This window comes from Acidovorax sp. BL-A-41-H1 (assembly GCF_051942715.1).
This window is the reverse complement of record NZ_JBPVJQ010000003.1, coordinates 625,182-652,101: the sequence shown is the minus strand read 5'-3', so window position 1 is coordinate 652,101 and position 26,920 is coordinate 625,182. Positions and strand designations below refer to the sequence as shown.

The 26,920-nt window shown below is 67.4% G+C and carries 23 protein-coding genes; 13 read left to right on the top strand and 10 right to left on the bottom strand.

Features of this window, described 5'->3' with window-relative positions; genetic code table 11:
* Nucleotides 1-28: 28 nt before the first annotated feature.
* Nucleotides 29-2,368 carry a putative bifunctional diguanylate cyclase/phosphodiesterase gene (locus tag ACTPOI_RS04015; protein WP_440106636.1) on the bottom strand — a complete coding sequence of 780 codons (2,340 nt, stop codon included), beginning with the start codon at nucleotides 2,366-2,368 and terminating at the stop codon, nucleotides 29-31.
* 51 nt (nucleotides 2,369-2,419) lie between these two features.
* Here ACTPOI_RS04015 and purU point away from each other — a divergent pair, with 51 nt between their 5' ends.
* The 6 genes from purU (at nucleotide 2,420) to ACTPOI_RS03985 (ending at nucleotide 8,133) form a co-directional block, all read left to right on the top strand.
* On the top strand, nucleotides 2,420-3,268 hold the full coding sequence (gene purU, locus ACTPOI_RS04010; protein WP_440106634.1) for a formyltetrahydrofolate deformylase: 849 nt from the start codon (nucleotides 2,420-2,422) through the stop codon (nucleotides 3,266-3,268).
* 19 nt (nucleotides 3,269-3,287) lie between these two features.
* Nucleotides 3,288-4,193, top strand: a complete 906-nt coding sequence (locus ACTPOI_RS04005; protein WP_440106632.1) for a LysR substrate-binding domain-containing protein — start codon at nucleotides 3,288-3,290, stop codon at nucleotides 4,191-4,193.
* Nucleotides 4,194-4,421: 228 nt separating this feature from the next.
* Nucleotides 4,422-5,930: an FAD-linked oxidase C-terminal domain-containing protein gene (locus ACTPOI_RS04000; protein WP_440106630.1), complete on the top strand. Its 1,509-nt coding sequence runs from the start codon at nucleotides 4,422-4,424 to the stop codon at nucleotides 5,928-5,930.
* 15 nt (nucleotides 5,931-5,945) lie between these two features.
* Complete coding sequence (locus ACTPOI_RS03995; RefSeq protein ID WP_440106628.1) at nucleotides 5,946-6,323, top strand: CidA/LrgA family protein; 378 nt, start codon at nucleotides 5,946-5,948, stop codon at nucleotides 6,321-6,323.
* Complete coding sequence (locus tag ACTPOI_RS03990; protein ID WP_440106626.1) at nucleotides 6,304-7,032, top strand: LrgB family protein; 729 nt, start codon at nucleotides 6,304-6,306, stop codon at nucleotides 7,030-7,032. The genes ACTPOI_RS03995 and ACTPOI_RS03990 overlap by 20 nt, the downstream gene beginning before the upstream one ends.
* A 645-nt stretch (nucleotides 7,033-7,677) precedes the next feature.
* A complete protein-coding gene (locus ACTPOI_RS03985) occupies nucleotides 7,678-8,133 on the top strand; it encodes a hypothetical protein (RefSeq protein ID WP_440106624.1) in 456 nt (151 codons plus the stop codon).
* Between the two features lie 262 nt (nucleotides 8,134-8,395).
* Here ACTPOI_RS03985 and ACTPOI_RS03980 read toward each other — a convergent pair whose 3' ends face one another.
* From ACTPOI_RS03980 to ACTPOI_RS03970, 3 genes are all read right to left on the bottom strand, one after another.
* Nucleotides 8,396-9,703, bottom strand: coding sequence for a DUF445 domain-containing protein (locus ACTPOI_RS03980; protein ID WP_440106622.1), 1,308 nt, complete (start codon nucleotides 9,701-9,703; stop codon nucleotides 8,396-8,398).
* Nucleotides 9,704-9,730: 27 nt separating this feature from the next.
* Nucleotides 9,731-10,888 (bottom strand): pyridoxal-phosphate-dependent aminotransferase family protein, encoded by a 1,158-nt coding sequence (locus ACTPOI_RS03975; RefSeq protein WP_440106620.1) that lies wholly within the window; start codon nucleotides 10,886-10,888, stop codon nucleotides 9,731-9,733.
* 90 nt (nucleotides 10,889-10,978) lie between these two features.
* Nucleotides 10,979-14,251 carry a carboxyl transferase domain-containing protein gene (locus ACTPOI_RS03970; RefSeq protein ID WP_440108258.1) on the bottom strand — a complete coding sequence of 1,091 codons (3,273 nt, stop codon included), beginning with the start codon at nucleotides 14,249-14,251 and terminating at the stop codon, nucleotides 10,979-10,981.
* Nucleotides 14,252-14,425: 174 nt separating this feature from the next.
* On the opposite strand from ACTPOI_RS03970, the gene ltaE reads away from it, so the two are divergent.
* Nucleotides 14,426-15,490 carry a low-specificity L-threonine aldolase gene (gene ltaE, locus ACTPOI_RS03965; protein WP_440106618.1) on the top strand — a complete coding sequence of 355 codons (1,065 nt, stop codon included), beginning with the start codon at nucleotides 14,426-14,428 and terminating at the stop codon, nucleotides 15,488-15,490.
* Nucleotides 15,491-15,575: 85 nt separating this feature from the next.
* Here the strand turns inward: ltaE and ACTPOI_RS03960 are convergent, their stop codons facing one another.
* Nucleotides 15,576-16,301, bottom strand: coding sequence for a YggS family pyridoxal phosphate-dependent enzyme (locus ACTPOI_RS03960; RefSeq protein ID WP_440106616.1), 726 nt, complete (start codon nucleotides 16,299-16,301; stop codon nucleotides 15,576-15,578).
* Between the two features lie 38 nt (nucleotides 16,302-16,339).
* Between ACTPOI_RS03960 and ACTPOI_RS03955 the strand changes: the two genes are divergently transcribed.
* From ACTPOI_RS03955 to ACTPOI_RS03940, 4 genes are all read left to right on the top strand, one after another.
* On the top strand, nucleotides 16,340-17,383 hold the full coding sequence (locus ACTPOI_RS03955) for a type IV pilus twitching motility protein PilT (RefSeq protein ID WP_440106614.1): 1,044 nt from the start codon (nucleotides 16,340-16,342) through the stop codon (nucleotides 17,381-17,383).
* A gap of 58 nt (nucleotides 17,384-17,441) precedes the next feature.
* Complete coding sequence (locus ACTPOI_RS03950) at nucleotides 17,442-18,077, top strand: cyclic nucleotide-binding domain-containing protein (RefSeq protein ID WP_440106612.1); 636 nt, start codon at nucleotides 17,442-17,444, stop codon at nucleotides 18,075-18,077.
* Nucleotides 18,078-18,146: 69 nt separating this feature from the next.
* Nucleotides 18,147-19,283, top strand: coding sequence for a PilT/PilU family type 4a pilus ATPase (locus ACTPOI_RS03945; protein ID WP_300457332.1), 1,137 nt, complete (start codon nucleotides 18,147-18,149; stop codon nucleotides 19,281-19,283).
* Nucleotides 19,284-19,486: 203 nt separating this feature from the next.
* On the top strand, nucleotides 19,487-20,401 hold the full coding sequence (locus tag ACTPOI_RS03940) for an NAD(P)-dependent oxidoreductase (protein WP_440106609.1): 915 nt from the start codon (nucleotides 19,487-19,489) through the stop codon (nucleotides 20,399-20,401).
* 76 nt (nucleotides 20,402-20,477) lie between these two features.
* On the opposite strand, the gene ACTPOI_RS03935 is transcribed toward ACTPOI_RS03940, so the two are convergent.
* From ACTPOI_RS03935 to ACTPOI_RS03925, 3 genes are all read right to left on the bottom strand, one after another.
* The gene (locus ACTPOI_RS03935) at nucleotides 20,478-21,173 is read right to left on the bottom strand and encodes a BON domain-containing protein (RefSeq protein WP_440106607.1); all 696 of its coding nucleotides are present in this window, start codon (nucleotides 21,171-21,173) and stop codon (nucleotides 20,478-20,480) included.
* Complete coding sequence (locus ACTPOI_RS03930) at nucleotides 21,170-21,772, bottom strand: SIS domain-containing protein (RefSeq protein ID WP_440106605.1); 603 nt, start codon at nucleotides 21,770-21,772, stop codon at nucleotides 21,170-21,172. The genes ACTPOI_RS03935 and ACTPOI_RS03930 overlap by 4 nt, the downstream gene beginning before the upstream one ends.
* 95 nt (nucleotides 21,773-21,867) lie before the next feature.
* Entirely contained in the window at nucleotides 21,868-22,275 is a 408-nt protein-coding gene (locus ACTPOI_RS03925) for a YraN family protein (protein WP_440106603.1), read from the bottom strand.
* Here ACTPOI_RS03925 and rsmI point away from each other — a divergent pair.
* Nucleotides 22,275-23,246 carry a 16S rRNA (cytidine(1402)-2'-O)-methyltransferase gene (rsmI, locus tag ACTPOI_RS03920; protein WP_440106601.1) on the top strand — a complete coding sequence of 324 codons (972 nt, stop codon included), beginning with the start codon at nucleotides 22,275-22,277 and terminating at the stop codon, nucleotides 23,244-23,246. The genes ACTPOI_RS03925 and rsmI overlap by 1 nt on opposite strands.
* Before the next feature lie 136 nt (nucleotides 23,247-23,382).
* Here the strand turns inward: rsmI and ACTPOI_RS03915 are convergent, their stop codons facing one another.
* The gene (locus ACTPOI_RS03915; RefSeq protein ID WP_440106599.1) at nucleotides 23,383-24,651 is read right to left on the bottom strand and encodes an Hsp70 family protein; all 1,269 of its coding nucleotides are present in this window, start codon (nucleotides 24,649-24,651) and stop codon (nucleotides 23,383-23,385) included.
* 245 nt (nucleotides 24,652-24,896) lie between these two features.
* Between ACTPOI_RS03915 and ACTPOI_RS03910 the strand changes: the two genes are divergently transcribed.
* Nucleotides 24,897-25,043, top strand: coding sequence for a hypothetical protein (locus ACTPOI_RS03910; RefSeq protein WP_440106597.1), 147 nt, complete (start codon nucleotides 24,897-24,899; stop codon nucleotides 25,041-25,043).
* A gap of 73 nt (nucleotides 25,044-25,116) precedes the next feature.
* On the opposite strand, the gene ACTPOI_RS03905 is transcribed toward ACTPOI_RS03910, so the two are convergent.
* Nucleotides 25,117-26,499 carry a sigma-54-dependent transcriptional regulator gene (locus ACTPOI_RS03905; protein ID WP_440106595.1) on the bottom strand — a complete coding sequence of 461 codons (1,383 nt, stop codon included), beginning with the start codon at nucleotides 26,497-26,499 and terminating at the stop codon, nucleotides 25,117-25,119.
* Nucleotides 26,500-26,920 lie beyond the last annotated feature (421 nt).

The window sequence follows — 26,920 nt, the reverse complement described above, 5'->3', positions numbered from 1 at the left end:
TGCGACCCCGCCCCGGGGCCGCGCTGTTTCAGCCTGCAAGAGCCGGCTGATCCGCCGGTGCGCTGCCCCAGCCGTGGCGCGTCTGCAGCAGCGCCATGCATTGCGCGGCCGGAAGCGGCCGGCTGCACAGGTAGCCCTGGTAGGCATCGCATCCTCGCTCGCTCAAAAATGCAAGCTGCCCGGCCGTCTCCACCCCCTCGGCCAACACCGCCATCCCCATGCTGTGGCCCATGGCAATGATGGCCGCGCTGATGGCCATGTCGTCTTCGCTGCCCGGAATGTCGCGGATGAAGCCCTGGTCGATCTTGAGCACATCGATGGGAAAGCGCTTGAGCTGAGCCAGCGACGAGTAGCCCGTCCCGAAATCGTCGACGGCTATGCGCACCCCGAGGGCGCGCAGCCTTTCCAGCACCTGGCGCGCTTCTTCCGTGCGTTCGGCCAGCGCACTCTCTGTGATCTCCAGCTCCAGCAGCGCAGGCGGAAAGCCTGATTCCTTCAGCGCCTGCGCAGCGCAGCCCACCAGGTCCGTCAGGTGGAACTGGCGCGGCGACACATTCACCGCCAGCGTCATGTCAGGCAGGCCGGCAGCACGCCACGCCTGGCCCTGGCGGCACACCTGGTGCAGCACCCATTCCCCGATGGGCCCGATCACGCCCGAGGATTCAGCCACCGGGATGAACCGCGCTGGCGATACCAGTCCCTCTTGCGGATCGTTCCAGCGCACCAGGGCTTCGGCGCCCAGCACGCGGCCGGTGGCAATGTCGATCTGGGGCTGGTAGTACATCTCCAGCTGGCCCTGCGCCAGCGCCAGCCGCAGGCGCGACTCCAGCGCCAGCCGCTCGCGCGCTGCCTGCGTCATGGCTTCGTGGAAAAAGCACCATGCGCCCCGGCCGCGCGCCTTGGCACCGTACACGGCCGCATGCGCGCCCTGCAGCAACAGCTCGGTGGTTTCGGCATGGTCGGGGAACATGCAGATGCCCACGCTGGCCCCGGCCACCACCTCAAAACCATCCGGAGAGCGCCAGGGCTCGGCCACGGCGGCAATCAGATGGCGCGCCACGGCGGCAGCGCCGTCGGCATGGCGCAGGTGGCGGGCCACCACGGCCAGCTCGTCGCCCGCCAGGCGGCCCAGTACGTCGCCCGGCCGCAGGGCCGACTGCACCTGCCGCGCAATGTGCCGCAGCACCGCATCGCCCGTGGTGTGGCCGTAGCTGTCGTTCACGTCCTTGAAACGGTCAAGGTTGATCAGCAGCACGGCCACGATCTCGCCGCTCTCACGCGCCTCCGACACGGCCAGCTCCAGCTCGGCGCCAAACCAGTTGCGGTTGGCCAGCCCGGTGAGCGCATCGCGGTGGGCCAGGAACTCCAGCCGCTGCTGCTGGGCCTTTTCCTCGGACACGTCGGTGAACATGCACACGTAGTGCGTGATCTCCCCGGCCGGGTCGCGCACCGCCGACAGCGACATCTGCTCGGGGAACACCTCGCCGTTCTTGCGGCGGTTCCAGATCTCGCCCTTCCAGTGGCCCGTCTGGCGCAGGGTGTCCCACATCACGTCATAAAAGGCAGGCCCATGCCGGCCCGACTGGAAAACGCGCGGCGTCTTGCCCAACAGCTCGGCCTCGGTGTAGCCCAGCATGCGGGTCACCGCCGCGTTGACCGACAGGATGCGGCTTTGCGCATCGGTCACCACCACGCCCTCCAGGGTGTTGTCCACCACCGTGGCCGCCAGGCGCTGGCGGGCCTCGCTGCGTTGCAGGGCGGCGCGCGCGGCCTGGATCTCGTCGAGGTTCTGCACCATGCACACCAGGTGCTCGGCATCGCCGTCGGTGCCGGGCGCCAGTGTGATGGTGCACAGCACGGGCACCTCGCTCCCGTCGCCCGGCCGGCGACAAGCACGCTCGTCAATGAAATGGTCGATCTCGCCCGCCAGCAGCCGCTGCAAGTGGGCCTGCGCCACATCAGGGTCGGCCGGGCGCATCACCTCGCGAAAATTGAGCGCCAGCACATCGGCCAGCGGCACGCCCAGCAGTGCCTGCATGCGGGGGTTGGCCCACAGCACGCGGCCATCAGGCGCCACCCGTGCCACACCGGCCGGCGCATGGCGGACGATGAGCGAAAGCTCCTGCGCGGTGGCGCGGCGCCCCTGGTCTGCCCGGCGCGCCCGGCGCAGCACCCAGCCCGCCAGCAGGCTGGTCAGCGCCACATAGCCCCATCCCTTCCAGGTCTGCAGACGGGTCAGCGTGGCCGGGTCGCTCACGAAGTGCGCCAGCAGCACATCGCCCGCAAACACCCAGGCCACCCCCACGGCCAGGTAGAGCAGCATGCCCCGCCAGGGAGCGATCAGCGGGGCAGCGACCGGGTTGGACATCGAGTTTCCTGTTCCACGCGTATGGGGCCATCCTGCGACAATCGTGCCGCTATGACCAATGCCTACATCCTCACACTGTCCTGCCCCGACCGGCTGGGACTGGTGCACGCCGTCTCGGGCTTTCTGCTGGAGCATGGCGGCAACATCGAAGAAGCCGCGCAGTACAACGACCACGCCACCGGCCTGTTCTTCATGCGGGTGCAGTTCGCCTGCGACCAGCACGACACCGCTACCCTCAAGACCCGCCTGGCCAGCTTTGCCGAGCCCTTCGCCATGCGCTGGAGCCTGCACGCCACCGCCGCGCCGATGAAGACGGTGCTCATGGTCAGCAAGGAAGGCCATTGCCTGAACGACCTGCTGTTCCGCTGGAAGAGCGGCCTGCTGCCCATCGACATCCGCGCCATCATCAGCAACCACCGCGATTTTTACCAGCTGGCGGCCAGCTACAACGTGCCCTTCCACCACATCCCGCTCACCGCCGCGACCAAGGCCCAGGGCGAGGCAAAACAGCTGGAGATTATCGAGGCCGAGGGGGCCGAACTGGTGGTATTAGCCCGTTACATGCAGATACTTTCTCTTGACCTGTGTCAAAAACTGGCGGGTCGGGCGATCAACATCCACCACAGCTTCCTGCCCAGCTTCAAGGGTGCCAAGCCGTACTACCAGGCGCATGACCGCGGCGTGAAGCTGATTGGCGCCACCGCCCACTATGTGACGGCCGACCTGGACGAAGGCCCCATCATCGAACAGGACGTGGCCCGCGCCGACCACACCGACACCGTGGAAGACCTCACCGCCCGCGGCCGTGACACCGAAAGCCAGGTGCTGGCTCGCGCCGTGAAGTGGCACAGCGAGCACCGCGTGATCCTGAACGGCCACAAGACCGTGATCTTCCGGTAGCCGACCGTCGCAGAGCGCCATGCCCACCGCAGCCCCCTCCTCCTTCCTCAGCAGCGCGGCGCGGCGCATTCCGCCCATCCAGTGCCTGCTGACGTTTGAGGCCCTTGCGCGCCTGCGCAGCGTCACGCAGACGGCCGACGAGCTGTGTGTGACGCCCAGCGCCGTGAGCCACCGGGTCAAGCAGCTCGAGCAGATCCTGGGCGTGCGGCTGTTCGGCCGGGCCGATTTTTCGCTGACCACCGAGGGCAGCGCCTACCTGGCCCATGTGCGCGAGGGCCTGGGTGCGCTGCAGCGCTTTCCGGGCCAGGCCACGGCCCCCGGCCGCCGCCGCCTGAAGCTGGCGGTGACGCCCACCTTTGCCCGCACCATCCTCATCCCGCGGCTGCGCCAGTTCACGGAGGCCTACCCCGAGATCGACCTGGCGCTGCAGGTGTCCATCCCGCTGCTGGACGTGGTGGCCGAGGACGCCGACCTGATGGTCCGCTTTGGCCCCGGCCACTATGCGGATGTGGAACATGTGGTGATTGCCCGCGACAGCGTCACGCCGCTGGCATCCCCCGGCTTCGTGCGCGAGCAGGGCCCGTTTGAGCGGCCCGAAGACCTGGAGGGCGTGCCCCTTCTGCGCAGCCCGCTGGAGCCCTGGCGCACCTGGTTTGCCGCCGCGGGCCTGGAATGGCCCGAGCCCGCCGAGGGCTCGCAGTTCAACGACATCGGCCTGATGTGCGACGCCGCCGCCGCCGGCATGGGCGTGGCCCTGGTGCGCCACAAGCTGGGCGCGCCCTGGCTGGAAAACGGCACGCTGGTGCGCCTGTTTCCCATGGATACCCCCAGCCCGCACGCCCACTACCTGTGCTGGCGCACCGGCACCATGGACCGCTGGGAATGCGCCGCCTTTGCCGAGTGGCTGCAAAAGACCATGGCCTGACCACGGGCCGCTGCCTGGATGGCGCGGCCAGGCGGCGGTGCTGATGCCCCGGCGCACCCGTATCACGCCCCACCCGAAAAAATGAACCAAAACTGATCCTAGCGCTTGTCCCGATTGCCCCCGTAGCTATCAAAACATGAGCGATTACCTGTTTTTCACGTACTCCTGCAGAAAAACTCACGCGCCCCAGCGCACCCAAGCCGGCCCCCATCCCCTACAGTGGCAGGCATGAACAACGCCAGCCCTTCCGCCCTCGCGGCGATGTCGTCCACCGAACGCGCCGCCCGCCAGGCCGAGGTCGTGCAGGCCCTGGGCCGCGTGCTGCCGGCCCACGCCCTGCTGTGGAACTCCGAGGACACCACGCCGTATGAATGCGATGGCCTCACCGCCTACCGCCAGCGCCCGCTGGTGGTGTGCCTGCCCGAGACGTACGACGAAGTGGCCGCCGTGCTCAAGACCTGCCATGCGCTGCAGGTGCCGGTGGTGGCACGCGGCGCGGGCACGGGGCTTTCGGGCGGGGCCATGCCGCATGCCATGGGCGTGACGATGTCGCTGGCCAAGTTCAACCGCATCCTGAAGATGGACCCCGAAAGCCGCACGGCCGTGGTGCAGTGTGGCGTGCGCAACCTGGCCATCAGCGAGGCGGCCGCGCCCTACGGCCTGTACTACGCGCCCGACCCCAGCAGCCAGATCGCCTGCACCATCGGCGGCAACGTGGCCGAAAACTCGGGCGGGGTGCACTGCCTGAAATACGGCCTCACGGTGCACAACGTGCTGGCCGTGAAGGGGTTCACGGTGGAAGGCGAGCCCGTGGAGTTTGGCAGCGCAGCGCTGGACGCCCCCGGCTATGACCTGCTGGCGGCCGTCATCGGCAGCGAAGGCATGCTGGCCGTGACCACCGAGGTCACCGTCAAGCTGGTGCCCAAGCCGCAGCTGGCCCGCTGCATCATGGCCAGCTTTGACGACGTGCGCAAAGCCGGTGACGCCGTGGCGGCGGTGATCGCCGCCGGCATCATCCCGGCGGGCCTGGAGATGATGGACGGCCCCATGACGGCAGCGGTGGAAGACTTCGTACACGCCGACTACGACCTGAGCGCAGCCGCCATCCTGCTGTGCGAGAGCGACGGCACGCCCGAAGAGGTCGAGGAAGAAATCGGCCGCATGACCGAAGTGCTGCGCGGCGCCGGCGCCACCGCCATTGCCGTGAGCCGCGACGAAGCCCAGCGCCTGAAATTCTGGAGCGGCCGCAAGAACGCCTTCCCGGCCAGCGGGCGCATCAGCCCTGACTACATGTGCATGGACTCGACCATCCCGCGCAAGCGCCTGGCCGACATCCTGGAAGCCATTGCGGGCATGGAAATCAAATACGGCCTCAAGTGCCTGAACGTGTTCCACGCCGGCGACGGCAACCTGCACCCGCTCATCCTGTTCGACGCCAACGATGCCGACCAGCTGCGCCGCTGCGAGCTGTTTGGCGCCGACATCCTGGAGACCAGCGTGGCCATGGGCGGCACCGTGACGGGCGAGCATGGCGTGGGCATCGAAAAAATCAGCAGCATGTGCGTGCAGTTCTCGCCCGAAGAAAACGCGCAGATGTTCGGGCTGAAGCACGCGTTCGACCCGGCCGGCCTGCTCAACCCCGGCAAGGTCATCCCCACGCTGCACCGCTGCGCCGAATACGGAAAGATGCTGGTGCGCGGCGGCCAGATCAAGCACCCCGACCTGCCGCGCTTTTAGACCCCAACGCAGCCGATGAAACCCCTGCAGGGCCTGGCCTTCCTTCTGCTCATGCAGTCGGCGGGCGAGGCCCTGTCGCACTTTCTGAAGCTGCCCGTACCCGGCCCCGTGGTGGGCATGGTGGCGCTGCTGCTGGCGCTGCGCTGGGCCCCCGTGCAACAGGCGGTGGCCCCGGCGGCAGGCTTTTTGCTGAACCACCTGTCGCTGCTGTTTGTGCCCGTGGGCGTGGGCGTGATGACCCACCTGGACCTGCTGGGCGCGTACGGCCTGCGCCTGCTGCTGGTGATTGTGCTGTCCACCTGGATCGGCATGGCGGTAACGGCGCTGGTGCTGCGCTGGCTGCAACGGCCGGGCAAGACGGAAGGAGGTTCCGATGGCGAACAACTTCGTTGAGCTGTGGGTTTACCTCTCGTCCGCACCGCTGTTCGGCCTGACGGCGACGCTGGCGGTGTACGTGATGGCGCAAGCGCTATCGGTGCGCTACGGCCATGCGCCCTGGGCCAACCCGGTGATGCTGTCGGTCATCGTGCTGGCCGGCCTGCTGCTGGCCACCGGCACGGCCTACCCCACGTATTTCGCGGGCGCGCAGTTCATCCACTTTCTGCTGGGCCCGGCCGTGGTGGCGCTGGGCTGGCCGCTGTGGCAGCGCCGCGCGGCGCTGCGTGCGCGCTGGGGGCGGCTGGTGGTGGCATCGCTGGCCGGTGGCACGGCGGCGGCGGCCAGCGCCGTGGGGCTGGGCTGGGCGCTGGGCCTGCCGGGCGATGTGCTGCTGTCGCTGGCACCCAAGTCGGTGACCGCGCCGGTGGCGATGGGTGTGGCGGCGCAGATTGGCGGCGTACCGGCACTGGCTGCCGTGTTTGCCGCGCTGACGGGGATGGTGGGGGCGCTGTCTGCCCGCTGGCTGTTTGGTCTGCTGCGGTTGCCGACCGATCCGGAAGGGATGGCGCTGCGGGGGTTTGCGCTCGGCACGGCGTCGCATGGCATCGGGGCGGCGCATGCGTTGCAGGTGCATGCGGATGCGGGGGCGTATGCGGGGTTGGCGTTGGGGTTGCAGGTGGTGTTGGCGGCTGTATTGATGCCGTTGGCGTTTCAGTGGCTTTGAGGGGGCGTCTCAAGAGTTTTTTGGCGTTTTTGGCCGGTGGCGCTTGCTTTGATTGCCTCTACAGCTATTACTTTTATAGCGATTGAGATTACTTGGCGTTAGCTGGATTGCGTTGGCTGCTTTTGGTCTTTGGTCGTCTCGGCGTTTCTTGTCGTGGCTACTGCATGCCTGAGTTCAGGGCGGAGGCCGGGAGTCGCCCGGCGTGCGAGTAACTTTCTTTTGGCTCGCCAAAAGAAAGTCACCAAAGAAAAGGCGACCCCGCTGTCTGCGTCCCCTGCGCTTCGCTACGGGGCAACCTGCGGTGCTCGCGGGCGGGGTGCGCTGCGGAACTCGCTGCGCTGCCTTGCAGCTCCGCTCAAACAGCCGCAGCGAGTCAGTTCACGATACGCGTGTGTCCTTCGGCACACGCGCCCACCCCACCCGCTGCGCTCCTCGGCGCATACAGAGGGGATGGGGGAGCGGACATCCATTCGGGCCTTTGCTTCGCTCGGCCCCGTCTCGCGGGCGCAGGCGCCTCGCGCTGGGCGCCACCGCTAGCGCCGGGCGCGGCCCACGCCGGGTCGAGCGCAGCGACGACCCGCGTGGCTGTTTGGCTGTTTGGCTGTTTGGCTGTTTGGCTGTTTGGCTGTTTGGCTGTTTGGCTGTTTGGCTGTTTGGCTGTTTGGCTGTTTGGCTGTTTGGCTGTTTGGCTGTTTGGCTGTTTGGCTGTTTGGCTGTTTGGCTGTTTGGCTGTTTGGCTGTTTGGCTGTTTGGCTGTTTGGCTGTTTGGCTGTTTGGCTGTTTGGCTGTTCGGCTGTTCGGCTGTTCGGCTGTTCGGCTGTTTGGCTGTTTGGCTGTTTGGCTGTTTGGCTGTTTGGCTGTTTGGCTGTTTGGCTGTTTGGCTGTTTGGCTGTTTGGCTGTTTGGCTGTTTGGCTGTTCGGCTGTTCGGCTGTTCGGCTGTTCGGCTGTTCGGCTGTTCGGCTGTTCGGCTGTTCGGCTGTTCGGCTGTTCGGCTGTTCGGCTGTTCGGCTGTTCGGCACCCTACCCCCTTCTGGCTGCGCCTGCGCCGGGGCGGTTGCGGGGTGGCAGTCGCGCAGGTGCGCGCCTGCTTCGTGATCTGACTCGCCGCGGCTGTCCGAACGAAGCGCCAACGGCGCGCAGTGAGTTCCGCGGCGCACCCCGCAACCGCCACGGCGCAGGTTTGCCCCGCAGCGAAGCGAAGGGGTCGCAGACTGAGGGTCGCCTTTTCTTTGCTTACTTTCTTTTGGCGAAGCAAAAGAAAGTGAGTCGCTCGCCGGGCGACTCCCGGCTCCCGCCCTGAACACGAGCACGCCTTTCAAACCAGCGCGCTAGGGCTTGGACAAGCTCAACCAGAACGGGTGGTCAGCCGCCCAACACCGCCCGCCAAATCTCCCCCGCGTGCGACACCCCAAACAACACCAGCCCAATCAACCCACCCACCACCGTCCCATTGATCCGGATGTACTGCAGATCCTTCCCGATATTCAACTCGATCAGCTCCGTCATCTCCCGCACATCCCACCGCCGTACCGTGTCCTCAATGTGCTGCGCGATGAAGGCCGACACATCCGGCGCCAGCCCCTCCGCCCAGCGCTCCAGCCGGTCATTGAAGGACTGCCGCAGCGCGGTATCCCCCGCCAGCGACTCGCCCAGCCACAACCCCAGCCGGCCCACCTGCCGCGCGAGCGCTGAATCGGCATCGGCCAAGTCGCGCTGCAGCGCGCCGCGCAGGTCCAGCCACAGCGACTGCACATAGCCGCCCACCGTGGCATCGGTCTGCAGCCACGCGCGCACTTCCTCGCCCTTGCGGGCCCATTCCGGGTCGTTCTTGAGGCGGTCAATCAAGCGCTGCACGGCCGCATCAAACTGGGTGCGCAACGCGTGCTGCGGGTTGGCCGCCACGTCCGCCATCAGGCTCTCCAGCGCGCGGGCCAGCAGCACCGAGCCCTTGTCGCCCAGCCAGTCGCTGGGCAACAGCTTCTCGGTGCGCGGATGGTCTTTTTTCAGCCAGGCCACGATGCTTTGCGCGACCCAGGCGCGGGTCTGCTCGTTTTGCAGAAGCTCGATGAGCTTGCCCAGCACATCGTCCAGCAGCGCCTGGTGGCGGCCGTTGTGCGTGAGGGTATCGAGCACCGCCGCCAGCGCCCGTGACATGTCCACCTGCCCGATCAGCGCCCGCGCGGCTTTGTGGATGAAGCGCTCCACCTGCGCGTCCTGCACCATCTCCAGCGCGGCCGATGCCAGGCGCGTGGCCTGGTGGCCCAGCAGGCCTGCGTTGCCAGGTGCAGTGAGCCACTGTGCAATGCGTTCGGCAGGGTCGTGCCGGCGGATCAGCGCCACCAGCGAGGGCACATCCAGGAACTTGTCACGCACAAAAGTGGCCAGGTTGCGGCCAATGCGGTCCTGGTTGCGCGCGATGACGGCCGTGTGTGGGATCGGCAAGCCCAGCGGGCGGCGAAACAGCGCCACCACCGCAAACCAGTCGGCCAGCGCGCCCACCATCGCCGCCTCGGCCATGGCCTTGAGGCAGTTGAGCCCCAAACCGCGGTCGGGCACCAGGCTGGTGGCAATGAAGACCGCTGTCACCGCCAGCAGCAGGGCCAGGGCCTGCAGCTTGGCGCGGCGCAGCGCTCGCGCGGGGTCGTAGGCGGGTGAAGGTGCTGCGGTCATGCGGCCCTGTGCACCCGCCGCACGCCGTCAGGCCGCAACGGCAGGCGCGGTGGCAGCAGCAATGTCGTCCAGAGCCTTGGCCAGGTGGCCCACCGTGCGGTCCACGTTGTGCCACTTCTCCAGGCCAAACAGGCCGATGCGGAAGGTCTTGAAATCCGGGCCTTCGTCGCACTGCAGCGGCACGCCGGCAGCGGTCTGCAAGCCCACTTCCATGAACTTCTTGCCGTTCTGGATGCCAGGGTCGGTGGTGTAGCTCACCACCACGCCGGGGGCCTTCCAGCCATCAGCCGCCACGCTGGGGAAGCCGCGCGATTCCATGAGCGCGCGCACCTTGGCGCCCAGCTCGATCTGCTCTTCGCGTACCTTGGCAAAGCCGTATTCGCGAGTCTCGGCCATCACCTCGCGCAGGCGCACCAGCGCATCGGTGGGCATGGTGGTGTGGTACGCGTGCTGGCCCTTTTCGTAGCCCTCGGCGATCTGCATCCACTTCTTGAGGTCGCACGAAAAGCTGCTGCTGGTGGTGCCCTCGATCGCCTGCCGCGCGCGTTCGCTCAGCATCACCATGGCGCAGCAGGGCGAGCCGCTCCAGCCCTTTTGCGGGGCACTGATGAGCACATCCACGCCCGTGGACTGCATGTCCACCCACATCGCGCCGGAGGCCACGCAGTCCAGCACAAACAGCGCGCCCACGTCGTGCGCGGCGGCGGTCAGCGTACGCAGGTAGTCGTCATTCAGGATGATGCCGCTTGATGTCTCGACATGCGGGGCAAACACCACCTTGGGGCGCTCGGCGCGGATGGTGGCGGCCACCTCGTTGGCCGGGCATGGTGCCCAGGGTGCCTGCGCGCCGCTGCCCTGCTGGCGCGCCTTGCACACCACGGAGCCGCCACCCAGGCCCTTGTCGGCATCAAAGATCTGCGTCCAGCGGTAGCTGAACCAGCCGTTGCGCACGATGAGCACCTTTTCCTGGTTGGCAAACTGGCGCGCCACGGCTTCCATGCCAAAGGTGCCGCTGCCGGGCACCAGCACGGCGGTATGGGCGTGATACACCTCTTTCAGCGTGCCCAGGATGTCCTGCACCACGCCGGCAAAGCGCTTGGACATGTGGTTGAGCGCGCGGTCGGTGTAGACCACCGAAAATTCGAGCAGGCCGTCGGGATCGATATCGGGCAGCAGTCCGGGCATGGGCAAAGTCTCCATCAAACAGGGGCGCCGCCCCATTGAGGGCGGGCACGGCAAACCAGCTTAGCACGCACCACGCTGGCCGCGCAGGGCTCACCAGGTGTCGATGAACCGGTGCCCCAGCGGCCCGACCTGCGCCGATGCCAGCCCGCGCGCCAGCCAGGCCCGCGTCTCTGCCGGGTCGATCACCGCGTCAATCTCCAGCGTGGCGGCCATGTGCATCGCCTCGCCGTTGGCGTACGACTTGGCCAGCAGCTTGGCAAACAGCGCGTCGCGCTCGGCGCCTTCGGGCAGCGCCTCCAGCTCCTTCCTGAACCCCAGGCGCACGGCGCCTTCGAGCCCCATGGCGCCAAACTCGCCCGTGGGCCAGGCCACCGTGAACACCGGCGCATGAAAGCCCCCGGCCGCCATGCCCATGGCGCCCAGGCCGTAGCCCTTGCGCAGCACCACGCTGAAGAACGGCACGCGCAGGCTGGCCGCCGTGACAAACAGGCGGCTCACATGGCGCACCTGGGCCGTGGCTTCGACCTCGGGGCCGACCATGAAGCCCGGCGTGTCCACCAGGCTCACGATGGGCAGGCCGTGCGCGTTGCACAGCTGCATGAAGCGCGCTCCCTTGTCGGCGGCATCGGCATCAATGGCGCCGCCCAGGTGTTGCGGGTTGTTGGCCAGCAGGCCCACGGGGCGGCCTTCGATGCGTGCCAGCGCTGTGTGGATGCCTGCGCCAAAGCCGGTGCGCAGCAGCAGCAGGCTGCCCTCGTCCACCAGACCCGCCATCGCCGTGCGGGTGTCGTACACGCGCAGGCGGTTCTCGGGCACCACGGCGCGCAGCAGGCGCTGGTCGGGCGCGGACCATTGCGATGTGCGGCCCTGGAAGAAAGAGAGATAGTGCCGCGCGGCCGCCGCCGCCTCAGCCTCGTTTTGCACCAGCACGTCGATCACGCCATTGGCATGCTGCACGCCGCTGGGGCCAATCTGCTCGGGCTTGAACACGCCCAGGCCGCCGCCCTCCACCATCGCCGGGCCGCCCATGCCGATGTTGCTGGCATGGGTGGCGATAACCACGTCGCTGCAGCCCAGCAGCGCCGCGTTGCCCGCAAAGCAGCGCCCCGCGGCGATGCCGATCACCGGCACTTGGCCCGACAGCGCGGCGTATCGGGCAAAGGTGTGCACATGCAGCCCGGCCACGATGGGCATGTCGGTATCGCCCGGGCGACCGCCGCCGCCCTCGGCAAACAGCACTACCGGGAGCTTCTGCGCCAGGGCGATGCCCAGCATGCGATCGGTCTTGGCGTGGTTGCGCATGCCCTGGGTGCCCGCCAGCACAGTGGCGTCGTACGCCATGACCACGGTGCGGGAATGCTCGGGCCCGAACAGCGCGGCGTTGATGCTGCCGATGCCCGTCACCATGCCATCGGCAGGCGTGTTAGCCATCAGGTCGTCCAGGCTGCGGCGGCGCGTCTGCGCGGCGATGGCGAGCGCGCCGTATTCGATGAAGCTGCCGTCGTCGCACAGGTCGGCAATGTTCTCGCGCGCGGTGCGGCCGCCTTGCGCACGGCGCTTGGCCATCGCTTCGGGGCGTGCGGCGTCGAGCGTGAAGGCGTGGCGGTCGATCGCGCGTTGCAGGTCTGCACGGATGTGGTCGGGGTCGTGCGCAGCACTGCCTTGCACTGCCACATCGGCCGCGTCGTCCACCGTATCCAGCACCAGCAGCGGCTGCCCCTGCACCACGTAGCCACCCGCCACGGCCAGCAGCGCGCCCACCCGGCCCGCGTGGGGTGCCAGCAGCACATGCTCCATCTTCATCGCCTCCAGCACGGCCAGCTCGGTGCCTGCGGCCACTACATCGCCCTCGGCCACACTCAGTTGCACCAGGCGGGCTGGCATGGGGGCCAGCACGGCGCCCGCGGGAGCTCCGGAGGCCGAATTTTGGTCATATTGGCCTGAGGCCCTTTTGGAATCATCCCGGACAGCTACATTTTTAATAGCATTCAGCAACTGTGGCAGCAACGGCTCCAGCCAGCGTGTGTGGACCTGCTGGCTCTCCATTTCAGGCCGTGCGGCCAAGGCCTGCAGCAGCGCGAGATTGGTGGCCACGCCCTCGATGCGGCACTCGGCCAGCGCGCGCCGGGACCGGCGCAGCGCATCGGCAAAGCGCGGGCCGCGTGTGTGCACGATGAGCTTGGCCAGCAGCGTGTCGTAGTGCGGCGACGGCGTGGCGCCTGCCGCGCCGTGCGTGTCCACCCGCACGCCCGGGCCCGTAGGCAGGTCAAAGCGGCGGAGCGTGCCGCTGCCGGGCGTGGCGTTGCCCTGCGCGTCCAGCGTTTCTGCGTTGATGCGCCACTGGATCGCAAAGCCCTGCACGGCGGGTGGTGCGGCAGGGTTCAGGCCGATGTCATGCAGCGTGCAGCCTGCAGCCAGCGCGATCTGCGCCTGCACCAGGTCGACGCCGGTAACTTCTTCGGTGATGGTGTGCTCCACCTGCAGGCGCGGGTTGCATTCGATGAACACAAAGGGCAAGTCGCGGGAGGCCAGGTCCACCAGAAACTCGAAGGTGCCCAGGCCTTCGTATTTGACGGCCCGCGCCATGGTCAGCGCGGCGTCGGTGAGCGACAAGCGCAGCGACGCGGGCAGCGAGGGACTGGGTGCGATCTCCACGACCTTCTGAAAGCGCCGCTGCAGCGTGCACTCGCGTTCGCCCAGGGCGATCATCTCGCGTCCGTCGCCCAGCACCTGCACCTCTATGTGGCGTGCGTTGTCCATCAGTCGCTCCACATAGACGCCATCCACACCGAACGCGGCCTGCGCCTCGCTGCGGCAGCGCGCGTAGGCAGCGGGCAGTTCGTCGGCCGACTGCACCGCACGCATGCCACGCCCGCCACCGCCGCCGATGGCCTTGATCACGATGCCAGCAGGGGCGTGCTGCGCGAAGAAGGCTTGGGCTTCCGGGAGCGTCACCGCTGCCTGCGTGCCGGGCATCAGCGGCACGCGCTGCTGCTGCGCCAGCGTGCGGGCCCGGGCCTTGTCCCCAAACAGCGCCAGCTGATCGGGCATGGGGCCGATGAATCGCAGGCCTGCGTCGGCGCAGGCACGCGCGAAGTCGGCCCTCTCGCTCAGGAAACCGTAGCCCGGATGCACGGCGTCGCAGCCCTGCGCCCGCGCGATGGAGATCAGGCGCGCGCCGTCCAGATACGCGGCCGGGCCGGTGGCACCCAGCGCCACCGCCGCACTTGCTGCGTGCACGTGGGGGCTTGCGGCGTCGTCATCGGCGTACACGGCCACGCTGGCGATGCCCAGGTCGTTCAGGGCGCGCGCGATGCGCAGCGCGACTTCGCCCCTGTTGGCGATCAGGACTCGGCAAAACAGCGGGCGTGCAGTCATGGTGGGGCATTCACGGCGGTAAAGGTTGCGCTGCATTCTGGCGGCGCGGGCAAGGCCACGCTGGCAAACAAGCGACAGCGCACGGGCATTTGCTAAAACCCTCCGGGTGTTGCCCGGGCGCTGCGCCGCTACGATGGACTCTTTGCCTTCAGGACGCCCATGCCCGACTTTCGCAGCGACACAGTGACCCAGCCCACGCCCGCCATGCGCGAGGCCATGTTCCAGGCCCCGCTGGGCGACGATGTGTTTGCCGACGACCCGTCGGTAAACGCATTGCAGGAACATGCGGCGCAGTTACTCGGCTTTGAGGCCGCGCTGTTTGCGCCATCGGGCACGCAGACCAACCTGATCGCGCTGTGGGGCCACTGCCAGCGCGGCGACGAGGCCATCGTGGGCCAGAGCTGGCATACCTACCGCTGGGAAGCGGGTGGCATGGCGGTGCTGGGCTCCATCCAGCCGCAGCCTGTGGAAACGCAGCCCGATGGCACCCTGCGCCTGGCCGACATTGCCGCCGCCATCAAGCCCGACGATCCGCACTTTGCGCGCACGCGGCTTCTGGTGCTGGAGAACACCACGGGCGGCCAGGTGCTGCCGCCCGCCTACGTGGCCGAGGCGGCCCAGCTGGCCCGCAGCCGCGGGCTGGCGTTACACCTGGACGGCGCGCGCATGTTCAACGCCGCCACCGCCAATGCAGCGCGCCATGGCACCGATGTGTACGACGAAGCCCGCGCACTGTGCAGCCATTTCGATTCAGTGTCGGTATGCCTGAGCAAGGGCCTGGGCGCGCCGGTGGGCTCGCTGGTGCTGGGCACGCGCGACTTCATCCGGCAGGCAAGGCGCACGCGCAAGATCCTGGGCGGCGGGATGCGCCAGGCGGGGGTGCTGGCGGCTGCGGGCCAGTTTGCGCTGGAACACCATGTGCGCCGGCTGGCGGATGACCATGCCAACCTGGCCAGGCTAGCCCAGGGGCTGACGCAAGCGGCACAGAGCCATGCCGTGCTGCAAGGCCGCATCACGGTGCACCCGTGGCAGACCAACATCCTGTTCACGGATCTGGCTGCAGACGTGGCGCCCGCGTTTGTGGCGTGGCTCGCCGCCCACAACGTTCGCGTGACCAGCAGTCTGTACGGTGGTGCCACGCGCCTGCGCTGGGTGACGCACCTGGATGTGAGCGCGGCGGATGTGGACGCCGCGCTGGAATGCGTGGCGCAGTTCAGAGGCTGAGAAAGCGGCCGGGCGGGCGATCCATCGTCCTGCCACGGATCACTGCCGTGCGGGCGCGGCCGGCAAAGCCGCAGGCCCCCGGCACTCAGCCTACCGGCCGTGGTCGCACGCCAAAAATGCCGGTGCCCACGCGCACCATGGTGCTGCCCGCGTGGATGGCGGCTTCCAGGTCGGCCGTCATGCCCATCGACAGGGTGTCGAACGCATCAAGGCCGCCCACCCCCGAGGCGGCAATCCGGTCGAACAGCTGCCGCGTGGCCTCATGCACCGCCAGCTGGGCGGCGTATTCAGGCGCCACATCCGGAATGCTCATGAGCCCCCGCACCTTCAGGTGCGGCAAATGCGCCACTGCCTGCACCAGCGCAAGCGCCTCTGCCGGTGGCACCCCCGACTTGGTGGCGCCGCCATCCATGTTGACCTGGATGCACACCTGCAACGGCTGCAGGCCCGCAGGCCGCTGGGCCGACAGGCGCTCGGCGATCTTCAGGCGGTCTACCGTGTGCACCCAGTCGAAGTGCTCGGCCACCAGACGCGTCTTGTTGCTCTGGATGGGCCCGATGCAGTGCCACTGCAGGCCGCTGCCTGGCAGCGCAGCCATGTCGCGCAGCACCAGGATTTTCTCGACACCCTCCTGGATGTAGTTCTCGCCGAATGCCCGTTGCCCGGCCGCTGCGGCCTCTGCCACCGCATCGGGGCCAAAGGTCTTGGACACAGCAAGTAACAGGACGTTTCCGGCATCGCGCCCAGCAGCCGCACAGGCCTGTGTGATACGGCCTTGCACCTGTTGGAGGTTGTTAGCAATCGTGGTCATAATGTTTGGCAAGCGTATCAAACGATTTGAGGGAATCCGTGGACATCACCCAATTGCTCGCGTTCAGCGTCAAGAACAAGGCCTCCGACCTGCACCTGTCCGCCGGGCTGCCACCGATGATCCGCGTACACGGCGACGTGCGCCGCATCAACGTCGATGCGCTGGACCACAAGACGGTCCACGCGATGGTCTACGACATCATGAACGACTCGCAGCGTAAGGCCTACGAGGAGTTCCTGGAAGTCGACTTCTCGTTTGAAATCGAAGGCCTCGCGCGCTTTCGCGTCAACGCCTTCAACCAGAACCGCGGTGCCGCCGCCGTGTTCCGGACCATTCCCTCCAAGATCCTCACGCTGGAGCAGCTCAACGCCCCGAAGATCTTTGGCGACCCGGCCCTGAAGCCGCGCGGTCTGGTGCTGGTGACCGGCCCCACGGGTTCGGGCAAGTCCACCACGCTGGCCGCCATGGTCAACTACCTCAACGAAACCGAGTACGGCCACATCCTCACGGTAGAGGACCCGATCGAGTTCGTGCACGAATCCAAAAAGTGCCTGATCAACCAGCGCGAAGTGGGCCCGATGACGCTGTCGTTCGCGGCGGCCCTGAAGTCTGCGCTGCGCGAAGACCCGGACGCCATCCTGGTGGGCGAAATGCGCGACCTGGAAACCATCCGCCTGGCCATGACGGCCGCCGAAACGGGCCACCTGGTGTTCGGCACGCTGCACACATCCAGTGCCGCCAAGACCATCGACCGCATCATCGACGTGTTCCCCGCCGAAGAAAAGGAAATGGTCCGCGCGATGTTGTCCGAATCGCTGCAGGCCGTGATCTCGCAGACGCTGTGCAAGACCAAGGACGGTTCGGGCCGGGTGGCGGCCCACGAGATCATGCTGGGCACCAGCGCCATCCGCAACCTGATCCGCGAGGCCAAGGTGGCGCAGATGTACTCCACCATCCAGACCAGCAACAGCGTGGGCATGCAGACGCTGGACCAGAACCTCACCGACCTGGTTCGCCGCAACATCATCAGCCCGGCCGAGGCACGGTCCAAGGCCAAGATCCCCGAGAACTTCCCGGGCTGACCACGCCACCATCCCTGACTTGGCAGCCCGGTAGCGGCTGCATACCGGAGCTATGACTATGAAAGGCATTCTGGGCCTTCTGAAAATGAAATCCCGCGGTGACAGGCCCACGGAGGACCATACCGACTCGGTGCTGTTCTCCACGGCTTTTGCTGGCCAGGGCGTCGACGACTCGATGCTGGTGCCCTGGGAGGCGCGTGCGGTGGAAGTGGGTGCCAAGCGCCTGCCCACCAGCCGCGGCGGCAAGCTTCTGCAGGGCCTGTGGGCCAAAGACAAGTACATGGCACACCTGGACAAGGACGCCGTGGAACGCATGGAGCGGTTCTTTGAATTCGCGGCCGTGCCGTCGAACCGCGACGTCATCCGCCAGGATGAATACGGCAACTTCATGGTGGTCCTGCTCACCGGCACCATTGCCGTGGACCGCGTGCAGCCCTGGGGCGAGCAACTGCGGCTGGCCGAAACGAGGCCCGGCGACATCCTGGGCGAAATGTCGCTGCTGGACAGCGGCATCCGATTTTCGGCCTGCACCACGCTCACCGACTGCGAGATCGCCGTTCTGAGCGCCGAGGCCCTGGACGACATGATGAGCAAGGACCCGCAACTGGCGGCCAGCCTGGTCGCATTGCTGGCGCGCAAGTTGTCGCTGCGCCTGCGGGTGGTCAGTGCGCGCCTGAGCGACAACCAGAAATAACCGCCACATGCCCATGCAACCCACACCCACCGACGGCCTGGCCCATGTGCCTGCCCGGGAGAATTTCTGATGGAACGCGATCAGGCCAGTAAATTCATCAACGACCTGCTCAAGCTGATGGTGAGCCGCAATGGCAGCGACCTCTTCATCACCGCCGAGTTTCCGCCTGCGATCAAGGTCGACGGCAAGGTCACAAAGGTATCGCCCCAGCCCCTGACGCCCAACCACACGCTCACGCTGGCGCGGGCCATCATGAGCGACAAGCAGGTGGCAGACTTCGAGCGCACGAAAGAGTGCAACTTCGCGATCTCGCCAGCGGGCATCGGGCGCTTTCGTGTCAACGCCTTCATCCAGCAGGGCCGGGTCGGCATGGTGCTGCGAACTATTCCGCTTACGCTGCCCACCATCGACGGCCTGGGCGTGCCGCAGGTGCTCAAGGAAGTGACCATGACCAAGCGCGGCCTGTGCATCCTGGTGGGTGCCACGGGCTCGGGCAAGTCGACCACGCTGGCTGCCATGGTGGACTGGCGCAACGAGAACTCCTACGGCCACATCATCACGGTGGAAGACCCGATCGAGTTCGTGCACCCGCACAAGAACTGCGTGGTGACGCAGCGCGAGGTGGGGCTGGATACCGACAGCTGGGAAGCGGCCCTGAAAAACACGCTGCGCCAGGCGCCCGACGTGATCCTGATGGGCGAAATCCGCGATCGCGAGACCATGGAACACGCGGTGGCGTTTGCAGAAACCGGCCACCTGTGCCTGGCCACGCTGCACGCCAACAGTGCCAACCAGGCGCTGGACCGCATCATCAACTTCTTCCCCGAAGAGCGCCGTGCGCAACTGCTGATGGACCTGTCGCTCAACCTGCGCGCCATGGTCTCGCAGCGGCTGATTCCCAAACAGGACGGCAAGGGCCGCGCCGCCGCTGTCGAGGTGATGCTCAACACGCCGCTGATCTCCGACCTGATCTTCAAGGGCGATGTCACCGAGATCAAGGAGATCATGAAAAAGAGCCGCAACCTGGGCATGCAGACGTTTGACCAGGCGCTGTTCGACGCGTACGAAGCCAACGTCATCAGCTACGAAGATGCCCTGCGCAACGCCGATTCGCTCAACGACCTGCGTCTGCAGATCAAGCTCAACAGCCAGCGCGCCCGTTCGCCCGACCTGGCCCAGGGTACCGAGCACTTCGCGATCGTCTAGCCGATGCGCCAGTGCAGGCGGGGGGCAGGCCCCTGCCCTCGCCGATTCACCGGCGGCAACACGGGGGCGCCCGCCCTCCGAATACAGCGGCGACGGCAGGCTGCAAACGCACCGGCATGCGGCCTGCCGCCAATTCCCGACCGGCCTCCGTGGTCCGGCCTCTTCTGGCAAGCTCTCCCACCACCCTTACTTCCACACCCGCCATGCCAAGCACCAATCCTCGCAACTACGACGCCACCCCTTCGCGCAAGGTCGCCTTTCTGGGCCTGGGCGTGATGGGATACCCCATGGCAGGCCACCTGGCCCTGGCCGGCCATGAAGTGACGGTGTACAACCGCACCGCTACAAAATCAGTAGCATGGTGTGCAGAATTTGCCAGCACTACAGCGCCAAAACATGCCACAACGCCGCGTGAGGCTGCTGCAGGCGCCGACATCGTGTTCTGCTGTGTGGGCAACGACGACGACCTGCGCTCGGTGACGCTGGGCGCAGACGGTGCCTTTGCGGGCATGAAGCCCGGCGCCATTTTTGTGGACCACACCACGGCGTCGGCCGAAGTAGCGCGAGAGTTGTATGCCGCAGCCCGCGCGCTGGGCCTGCAGTTTGTGGATGCGCCCGTGTCGGGCGGTCAGGCAGGCGCGCAAAACGGCATGCTCACCGTGATGTGCGGGGGGGATGCCGATGCCTTTGCCGCGGCGCAGCCGGTAGCCATGGCGTTTTCGCGTGCGTTCACGCTGCTGGGTGACAGCGGCTCGGGCCAGCTGGCCAAGATGGTCAACCAGATCTGCATCGCGGGCCTGGTGCAGGGCCTGTCGGAGGCCGTGGCGTTCGGCCAGAACGCGGGGCTGGACATGAAGCAGGTGCTGGACGTGATCGGCAAGGGCGCCGCACAAAGCTGGCAGATGGACAACCGCGGCAAGACCATGGTGGACGGCAAGTTCGACTTCGGCTTTGCCGTGGACTGGATGCGCAAGGACCTGGGCCTGGTGCTGGACGAAGCACGCCGCAACGGCTCGCGCGTGCCGGTGACGGCGCTGGTGGACCAGTTCTATGCCGATGTGCAGAAGATGGGCGGCAACCGCTGGGACACGTCCAGCCTGATCAAGCGCCTGGGCTGAGCACCGCGCGGCTTGCGCCATGAAAAAACCCGGGGTGCGAAGGCAGCCCGGGTTTTTTTGTCTGGCGCAGCGGGGATCAGCCGCCGGCAGGAGCGCGGTCCGTCGTCACAGGGGCCGGCTGGGGCGCGCTGCGGCGCAGCTCTTCTTCCGAGACGATCTCGAACACGCGCACGACCTTGACCACCCCGCTCACCCCGCGCGCGATTTCGGTGGCACGCGTGGCCTCGCGCTGCGACACGCGGCCCATCAGGTACACGGTGCCGCGCTCGGTCACCACCTTGAAGGCATTGGCAGTAATGTCGCGGGCGTCCACCAGGCTGGCGCGCACCTTGCCGGTGATGAATGTGTCGTTGGAACGCTGGCTCAGGGTGCTGGGCGGCGTCACGGCCAGGTCGTTGACGACCGAGCGCACGTTGTCCACCTGCGAGACGATCTGCTCGACCGACTGGCGGTCCTGGGCGTTATTCACTTCGCCGGTCACCAGCGCCTGGCGGTTGTAACTCGTGATGTTGACGTGCACGCGGTCGCCCAGCGTTTCGCGGATGCGGGCCGCGGCGCGCAGCTCGATGCCTTCGTCCTCGATCTGCGTACCCGCCGTGCGGCGGTCCACTGCCATCACGCCGCCCACGACGGCGCCGCCGACGATCAGCGGGGCGCAGGCCGACAGGGTGGCGGCCAGTGCGGCAGCGGCCAGCACGGTGCACACGGTGCGGCGGGCCGAACGGGCGGCCACAGCGCCGCGGGGCAAGGAAGAATATGGGGTCTGGTTCATAGCGGAGTCTCCTGTTCACCAAGTAACTGGGCGTCCACACCGTCGCTCAGACAGTGCAGCACAAGGGCGTGGACTTCACGCACGCGCGCCGCGCGGTCGTGCGGCACGTTGATCAATACATCGGTTTCGCGCAGCAGCGCAGCCAGCTTGCCGCCCGTGCGGCCGGTCAGCGCCACCACCGTCATGTCGCGCTCGTGGGCGGCTTCGGCGGCGGCCAGCAGGTTGGCATCGTTGCCGCTGACCGACAGCAGCAGCAGCACGTCGCCCGCCTGCCCCAGCGCGCGCACCTGCCGCGCAAACTGCTGGGCGGCATCGCTGGCGCCGGCCGATACGGCCGTGAGCATGGTTCCGTCGGACGTGAGCGCCACGGCGGCCAGTTCAGGGCGTTCGCGCTCGAAACCGGCCACGCAGAAGGCGGCAAACTGCTGCGCCTCGGCGGCCGATGCGCCGTTGCCGCAGGCCAGCACCTTGCCCCCGCTGGTCACGCAGGCCAGCACGGCCTGCACGGCGGCAGCGATGGGGTGGCTCAGAACCTGCGCGGCCTGGTACTTCAGGTCGGCACTGTCGATGAAATGCTGTTGGATGCGTTGCTCTAGCATGAGGGCCCGATGATACCCGGCTGGTGTTACATATTTTGTAGCAAACCGTAGAGGCGGGTGGGTCGTCTGGCGGCTCCGGGAGCGTTTATCACCCGCTACTGCGCGTCAAACGCGGCTTGGAGCCACTGCACGGTGTCTTCCACCAGCACCACGTCAAACCGGCACGGTGGCGGCGACGGCAGGCGCAGCAGGTAGTGGCGCGCCGCCAGCACAATGCGCCGCTGCTTGACCGCGCCAATGCTCGCGCCCGCCCCGCCAAACGCGGCAGTGCCCCGGCTGCGCACTTCCACAAACACCAGCGTGCCATCGCGGTCGCGCATCACCAGGTCAATCTCGCCACCGCCGCGGCCGGGCGTCCGATAATTGCGGGCCACGGCACGCAGGCCCTGCTGTTCCAGGTAGGCCAGGGCGCGGTCCTCTGCCATGTTGCCGCGCTCCCGCGTTGTGGGCGCAGTGCCTGTGCTGGATTCGGGCGCGGGCTTACTTCTTCCAAGGAATTTCATTGAGCGCATCTTTCGCTTCAGCCCTTGACGCCGCGCGCGAAGCGGCGGCTGCGCAGCATTATCCGCAGGGTGCCCTGTATGTGGTGGCCACGCCGATTGGCAACCTGGCCGACATCACGCTGCGGGCGCTACATGTGCTGCAGATGGCCGACACCGTGGCCTGCGAGGACACGCGCCACACCCAGGCGCTGCTGCGCGCCTACGGCATCGACAAGGGGTCGGCCCAGTGCCTGGCCGTGCACCAGCACAACGAGGCCGAGGCCGCGCAGAACGTGGTGCTGCGGCTGCAGCAGGGCCAGCGCGTGGCCTACGTGAGCGATGCAGGCACCCCCGGCGTGAGCGACCCCGGTGCGCGCCTGGTGGCCGCTGTGCAGGCCGCAGGCCTGCGTGCCGTGCCCCTGCCCGGCGCCAGCAGCGTGACCACGGCGCTCAGCGTGGCCGGGGCCGTGGCGCACGGCAGCGAGCACGGCGGCTTTGTGTTTGCCGGGTTCCTGCCCACCAAAAGCGCCGAGCGCGCCACCGCCATTGCGCAGCAGCTGGCCCCTGAGCCCCGGTGCGTGGTGCTGCTGGAAGCCCCCCACCGCATCGGCGAACTGGCCCAGGCGCTGGCCGTGCTGGGCGAACGCCCCGTCACGCTGGCCCGCGAGCTGACCAAGCAGTTTGAAGAGGTGACGACCCAGCCCGCGAAGGATCTGAAGGCCTGGCTGGACGGATCACCGCAGCGCTCTCGCGGTGAATTCGTCGTGCTGCTGCACCCGGTGGCCGTGGCCACGGACGACAGCGAGAGCCTGCGTGTGCTGCGCCTGCTGGTGCAGGAACTTCCCCTCAAAACGGCCGTGCGGCTGGCCGCCGAAATCACCGGCGCGCCGCGTAACCAGCTCTACAACACCGCCCTGGCGTGGAAGCGCGAGGACGGGGACCAGGGGGACGACGGGGGGGACGGGAAGATCGATGGCGCTGGCACGGCGTGACGCACCCGCTGAAAGCGCCAAAACCGTGCCCGGATGGTCAATTTTGGGCAAAACAGGCCTGAGGCCCAGGAAGAACAATCCCTGACAGCTATCAATACAATAGCAAAACGGGATTCAAGGACCTGCACCGGAGGGTTTAGCGACCACTGACGGCCAGCCCCGACGCCACCCCGCCAAACAGGTCGCCCTCGACCTGCGGCGTCTCCGGAAACGCCTGCCGCAGCGCGTGGCGCAAGGGCCGCAGGGCCGACGAGCCTCCGGTAAGGTAGATCGCGTCCACCCCGCCCGGTGCGGCCAGGCCGGCCCGTTGCAGGCACTCGCCCGCACAGGCCACCACCTGCTCCAGCGGCTGCGCCAGCGACTGGGCCAGCCCCTGCGGGGTGACGGTGGCCGCCAGCAGCGGTTCGATCCAGTCCAGTGCCATGGGCGCATCGGCATCGGCCAGCGACGCGGCAATCTTGGCCTGCTCCACCGTGTCGGCCAGGCGGTGGCCCAGGCGCTCGTGCAGCACACGCATCAGCCGGGCGTGCAGGCGAGCGTCGGCATAGCTGGTGCGCAGGTCTTGTGCGTCGCGCATGGCGCGTGGCGCGTACAGCCACTGGATCAGGTGCCAGGTCGAGAGGTCAAAGAACACGCGGCTGGGTACCTCGCGCCCGGCGGGGCCGGTGTGGCGAAAGCCCAGCAGGGGCATCAGCAGGTCCAGGCTGAGGCGCCGGTCGAAGTCGGTGCCGCCCACATGCACGCCGGTGGTGGCCAGCACATCGCTGGCGCGGTCGGCGCGCTGCATGCGCTCGGGGCCCAGGCGCACCACCGTGAAGTCCGACGTACCGCCGCCGATGTCCACCACCAGCACCAGCGTCTCGCGGTCGATGCGCTGCTCATGGTCCAGCGCCGCGGCAATTGGCTCGTACTGGAACGACACGTCGGCAAAGCCCGCATCCTCGGCAGCGCGGCGCAATGCGTCTTCGGCCTGCTGGTCACGCCCGGGGTCGCCATCCACAAAATGCACGGGGCGGCCCATCACCACGCGCTCGGGCATCCCGCCCAGTTCGCCCTGGGCCTTTTGCACCAGCATGCGCAGGAACAGGCTGATGATGTCCTGGTAGCTCACCAGCTTGTTGTGCACCGCCGTCTTGTCCTGCAGCAGCGCGCTGCCCAGCAGGCTCTTGAGCGAGCGCATCAGGCGGCCCTCGGTGCCCGCCAGGTAGTGGGCCACGGCGTCGCGGCCGAAGTGGGTGCGATGGTCTTCGCCATTGAAGAACAGCGCGGTGGGCAGCGTACGTGCATCGCCTTCCACCGCAATCATCTGCGACAGCCCGTTGCCCTGCCGCACGGCCATGGCCGAGTTGGAGGTGCCAAAGTCGATTCCGAGGGTGGTGTGGGGCAGGACAGGCACTGGGGACATGGAAAGCCAGGGTGAACATAGGGCAGCGGCCGCCGCGCGTGAACCGCTGCGGGGCCGCAGGCCCTGAGAAAAGGGTGAGCCCGCAGTACGGGGCGGGCGAGGCAGATGCGTGTGCCAACTGACCGCCGGGCCAGGGCCACAGCAGCCGTGCGGGGCGCGAATTCTATACCGCGGCTGCTTTTGCCAAAGCCCCGCAGCGGGGCCGGGCACGCCGATTGCCAGGGTACGGACAACTGGTCCATGCGGTGACCGGGCACCTGAAGCTGACCCAGGAGCCTGCCTTTGCCAAAGACAGCATCAAGCGCGCGGCCCGGGTGGCACGTCAGCCGCCCGACCTGGCCCGGTCGATGCTGTTCGCCGCGCAGCACCCAACGCGGATGCGCTACAGCTAGGCCGGGTCCATGAAGCCGTCCCTACATCCCGTCGGTAACCGGCGCCGCCCGTTGCATTAAGCCCCTCACTCATTCAGTGCGGCGTGTTCGTGGCGGGCATGCCCTCGTACTCCTTGAGCCGGTTGTACAGCGTCTTCAGGCTCACACCCAGTGCCGCGGCCGTGCGCTCCTTGTGGTTCTGAAAATGCCCGAGCGTGGCCAGGATGAGCTTGCGCTCCGTCTCGGCCAGCGAGGTTCCCAGCGGCACACGGATGCCATCGCCACCCCGCTCTTGGGCACCATCCGCGCTCCTGCGTGGATCTGCTGCGGTCGGCATCCACGCGTCGGTCACCTCATCACCTTCTGCCATCACATAGGCGCGCTGCACGGCGTTGCGCAGCTCGCGCACATTGCCCGGCCAGGGGTAGGCCTGCAACGCGCGCAGTGCTGCGGGTGTAAACACGCGGGTGTGGCCTTCACGCCGCGCCACGTCTACCAGAAAGTGCTGCGCCAGCAAGGGTACGTCTTCGAGCCGCTCGCGCAAGGGCGGCAGCTCCACCGGAAACACGTTGAGGCGGTAGAACAGGTCTTCACGCAGCGCGCCGCTGCGTACGGCCTGCCCGGGGTCACGGTTGGTGGCCGCCACAATGCGCACATCGGCCTCCAGCACACGGGTAGAGCCCACCCGCATGTAGCTGCGTGTTTCCAGAATGCGCAGCAGCTTGACCTGCAACTGCTGCGGCATCTCGGTCACCTCATCCAGAAACAGCGTGCCGCCCTCGGCCCGCTCGAAAAAGCCCTGGTGCTGGCGGTCGGCCCCGGTGAAGCTGCCCTTCTCGTGGCCGAAGATTTCGCTCTCGATCAGTTGCGGCGAAATGGCGCCACAGTTGACCGCCAGAAACGGCCCCGCCCTGCGGCGGCTCAGGTCATGCACGGTACGCGCCACCAGCTCTTTGCCGGTGCCGCTCTCCCCCGCAATCAGCACCGTGATGGCCGTGCCCGCCACGCGGGCGATCTGCTGGTACACACCGCTCATGGCCGCTGACTTGCCTACCAGGTGCCCGAACAATCCGGTGCGCTGCCATTCCGTCTGCAGCCCGGTGATCTCGGCCTGCAGGGCCCCGGGGCGGGTAATGCGCGACAGCACGCCGCGCAGCTGGCTTTCCGACACGGGCTTGACGAGGTAGTCCACGGCGCCCAAGCGCAGGGCTTCGATGGAGGTGTCCAGCGTGGCGTGGCCGGTGATCAGCACCACGTCACACGGCGGGGCACCCGACTCGTCACGCAGCAGCGCCAGACCGTTCCCGTCGGGCAGATGCAGGTCCAGCAGGATGAGGTTAGGCGTGTGCAGCGCCATCTGGGCGCGGGCCTCACGCAGGCTGCGGGCCACCGTCACAGAGAAGCCCAGCATCCCGATCCACAGCGCCATCACCTCCCCGGCGTCCCTGTCGTCTTCGATGATCAACACATGGCTCACGGTCACCTCCCATCTGTCGTGTCTGTATGCATGTGAGTTCATTCTTTCATGCACCTTCTAGCGGCGCACGCGTGCAAATAGCATTCGTAACGGCGTCCATCAGCCTGTAGGCACAGGTTGCAGCACCAGAAATCAACACCCGCGCGATGCTGTCGCCAGCGACGGGCCAACCGCCCTGGACAAGGTAACCGGTAAAAGTTACCGCAACTTACGCAGCGGCCGGCAAACCCGTTTTGCGCCTGTGGAAGCTCGCGATACCAGTGCGAACACGCCCCTGTAGGCTGTGAACGCGACCGTGTGCAATGCGCATACCCGGCGACGCGGCATTTTGAAACGCGGTGGTTGCGCGTGAATCAGGGTGTTTACCGAGCGCTTGCGGCACAGAGCTTGCGCAGTACCCACCCATTCCGGAGCTGTTGCC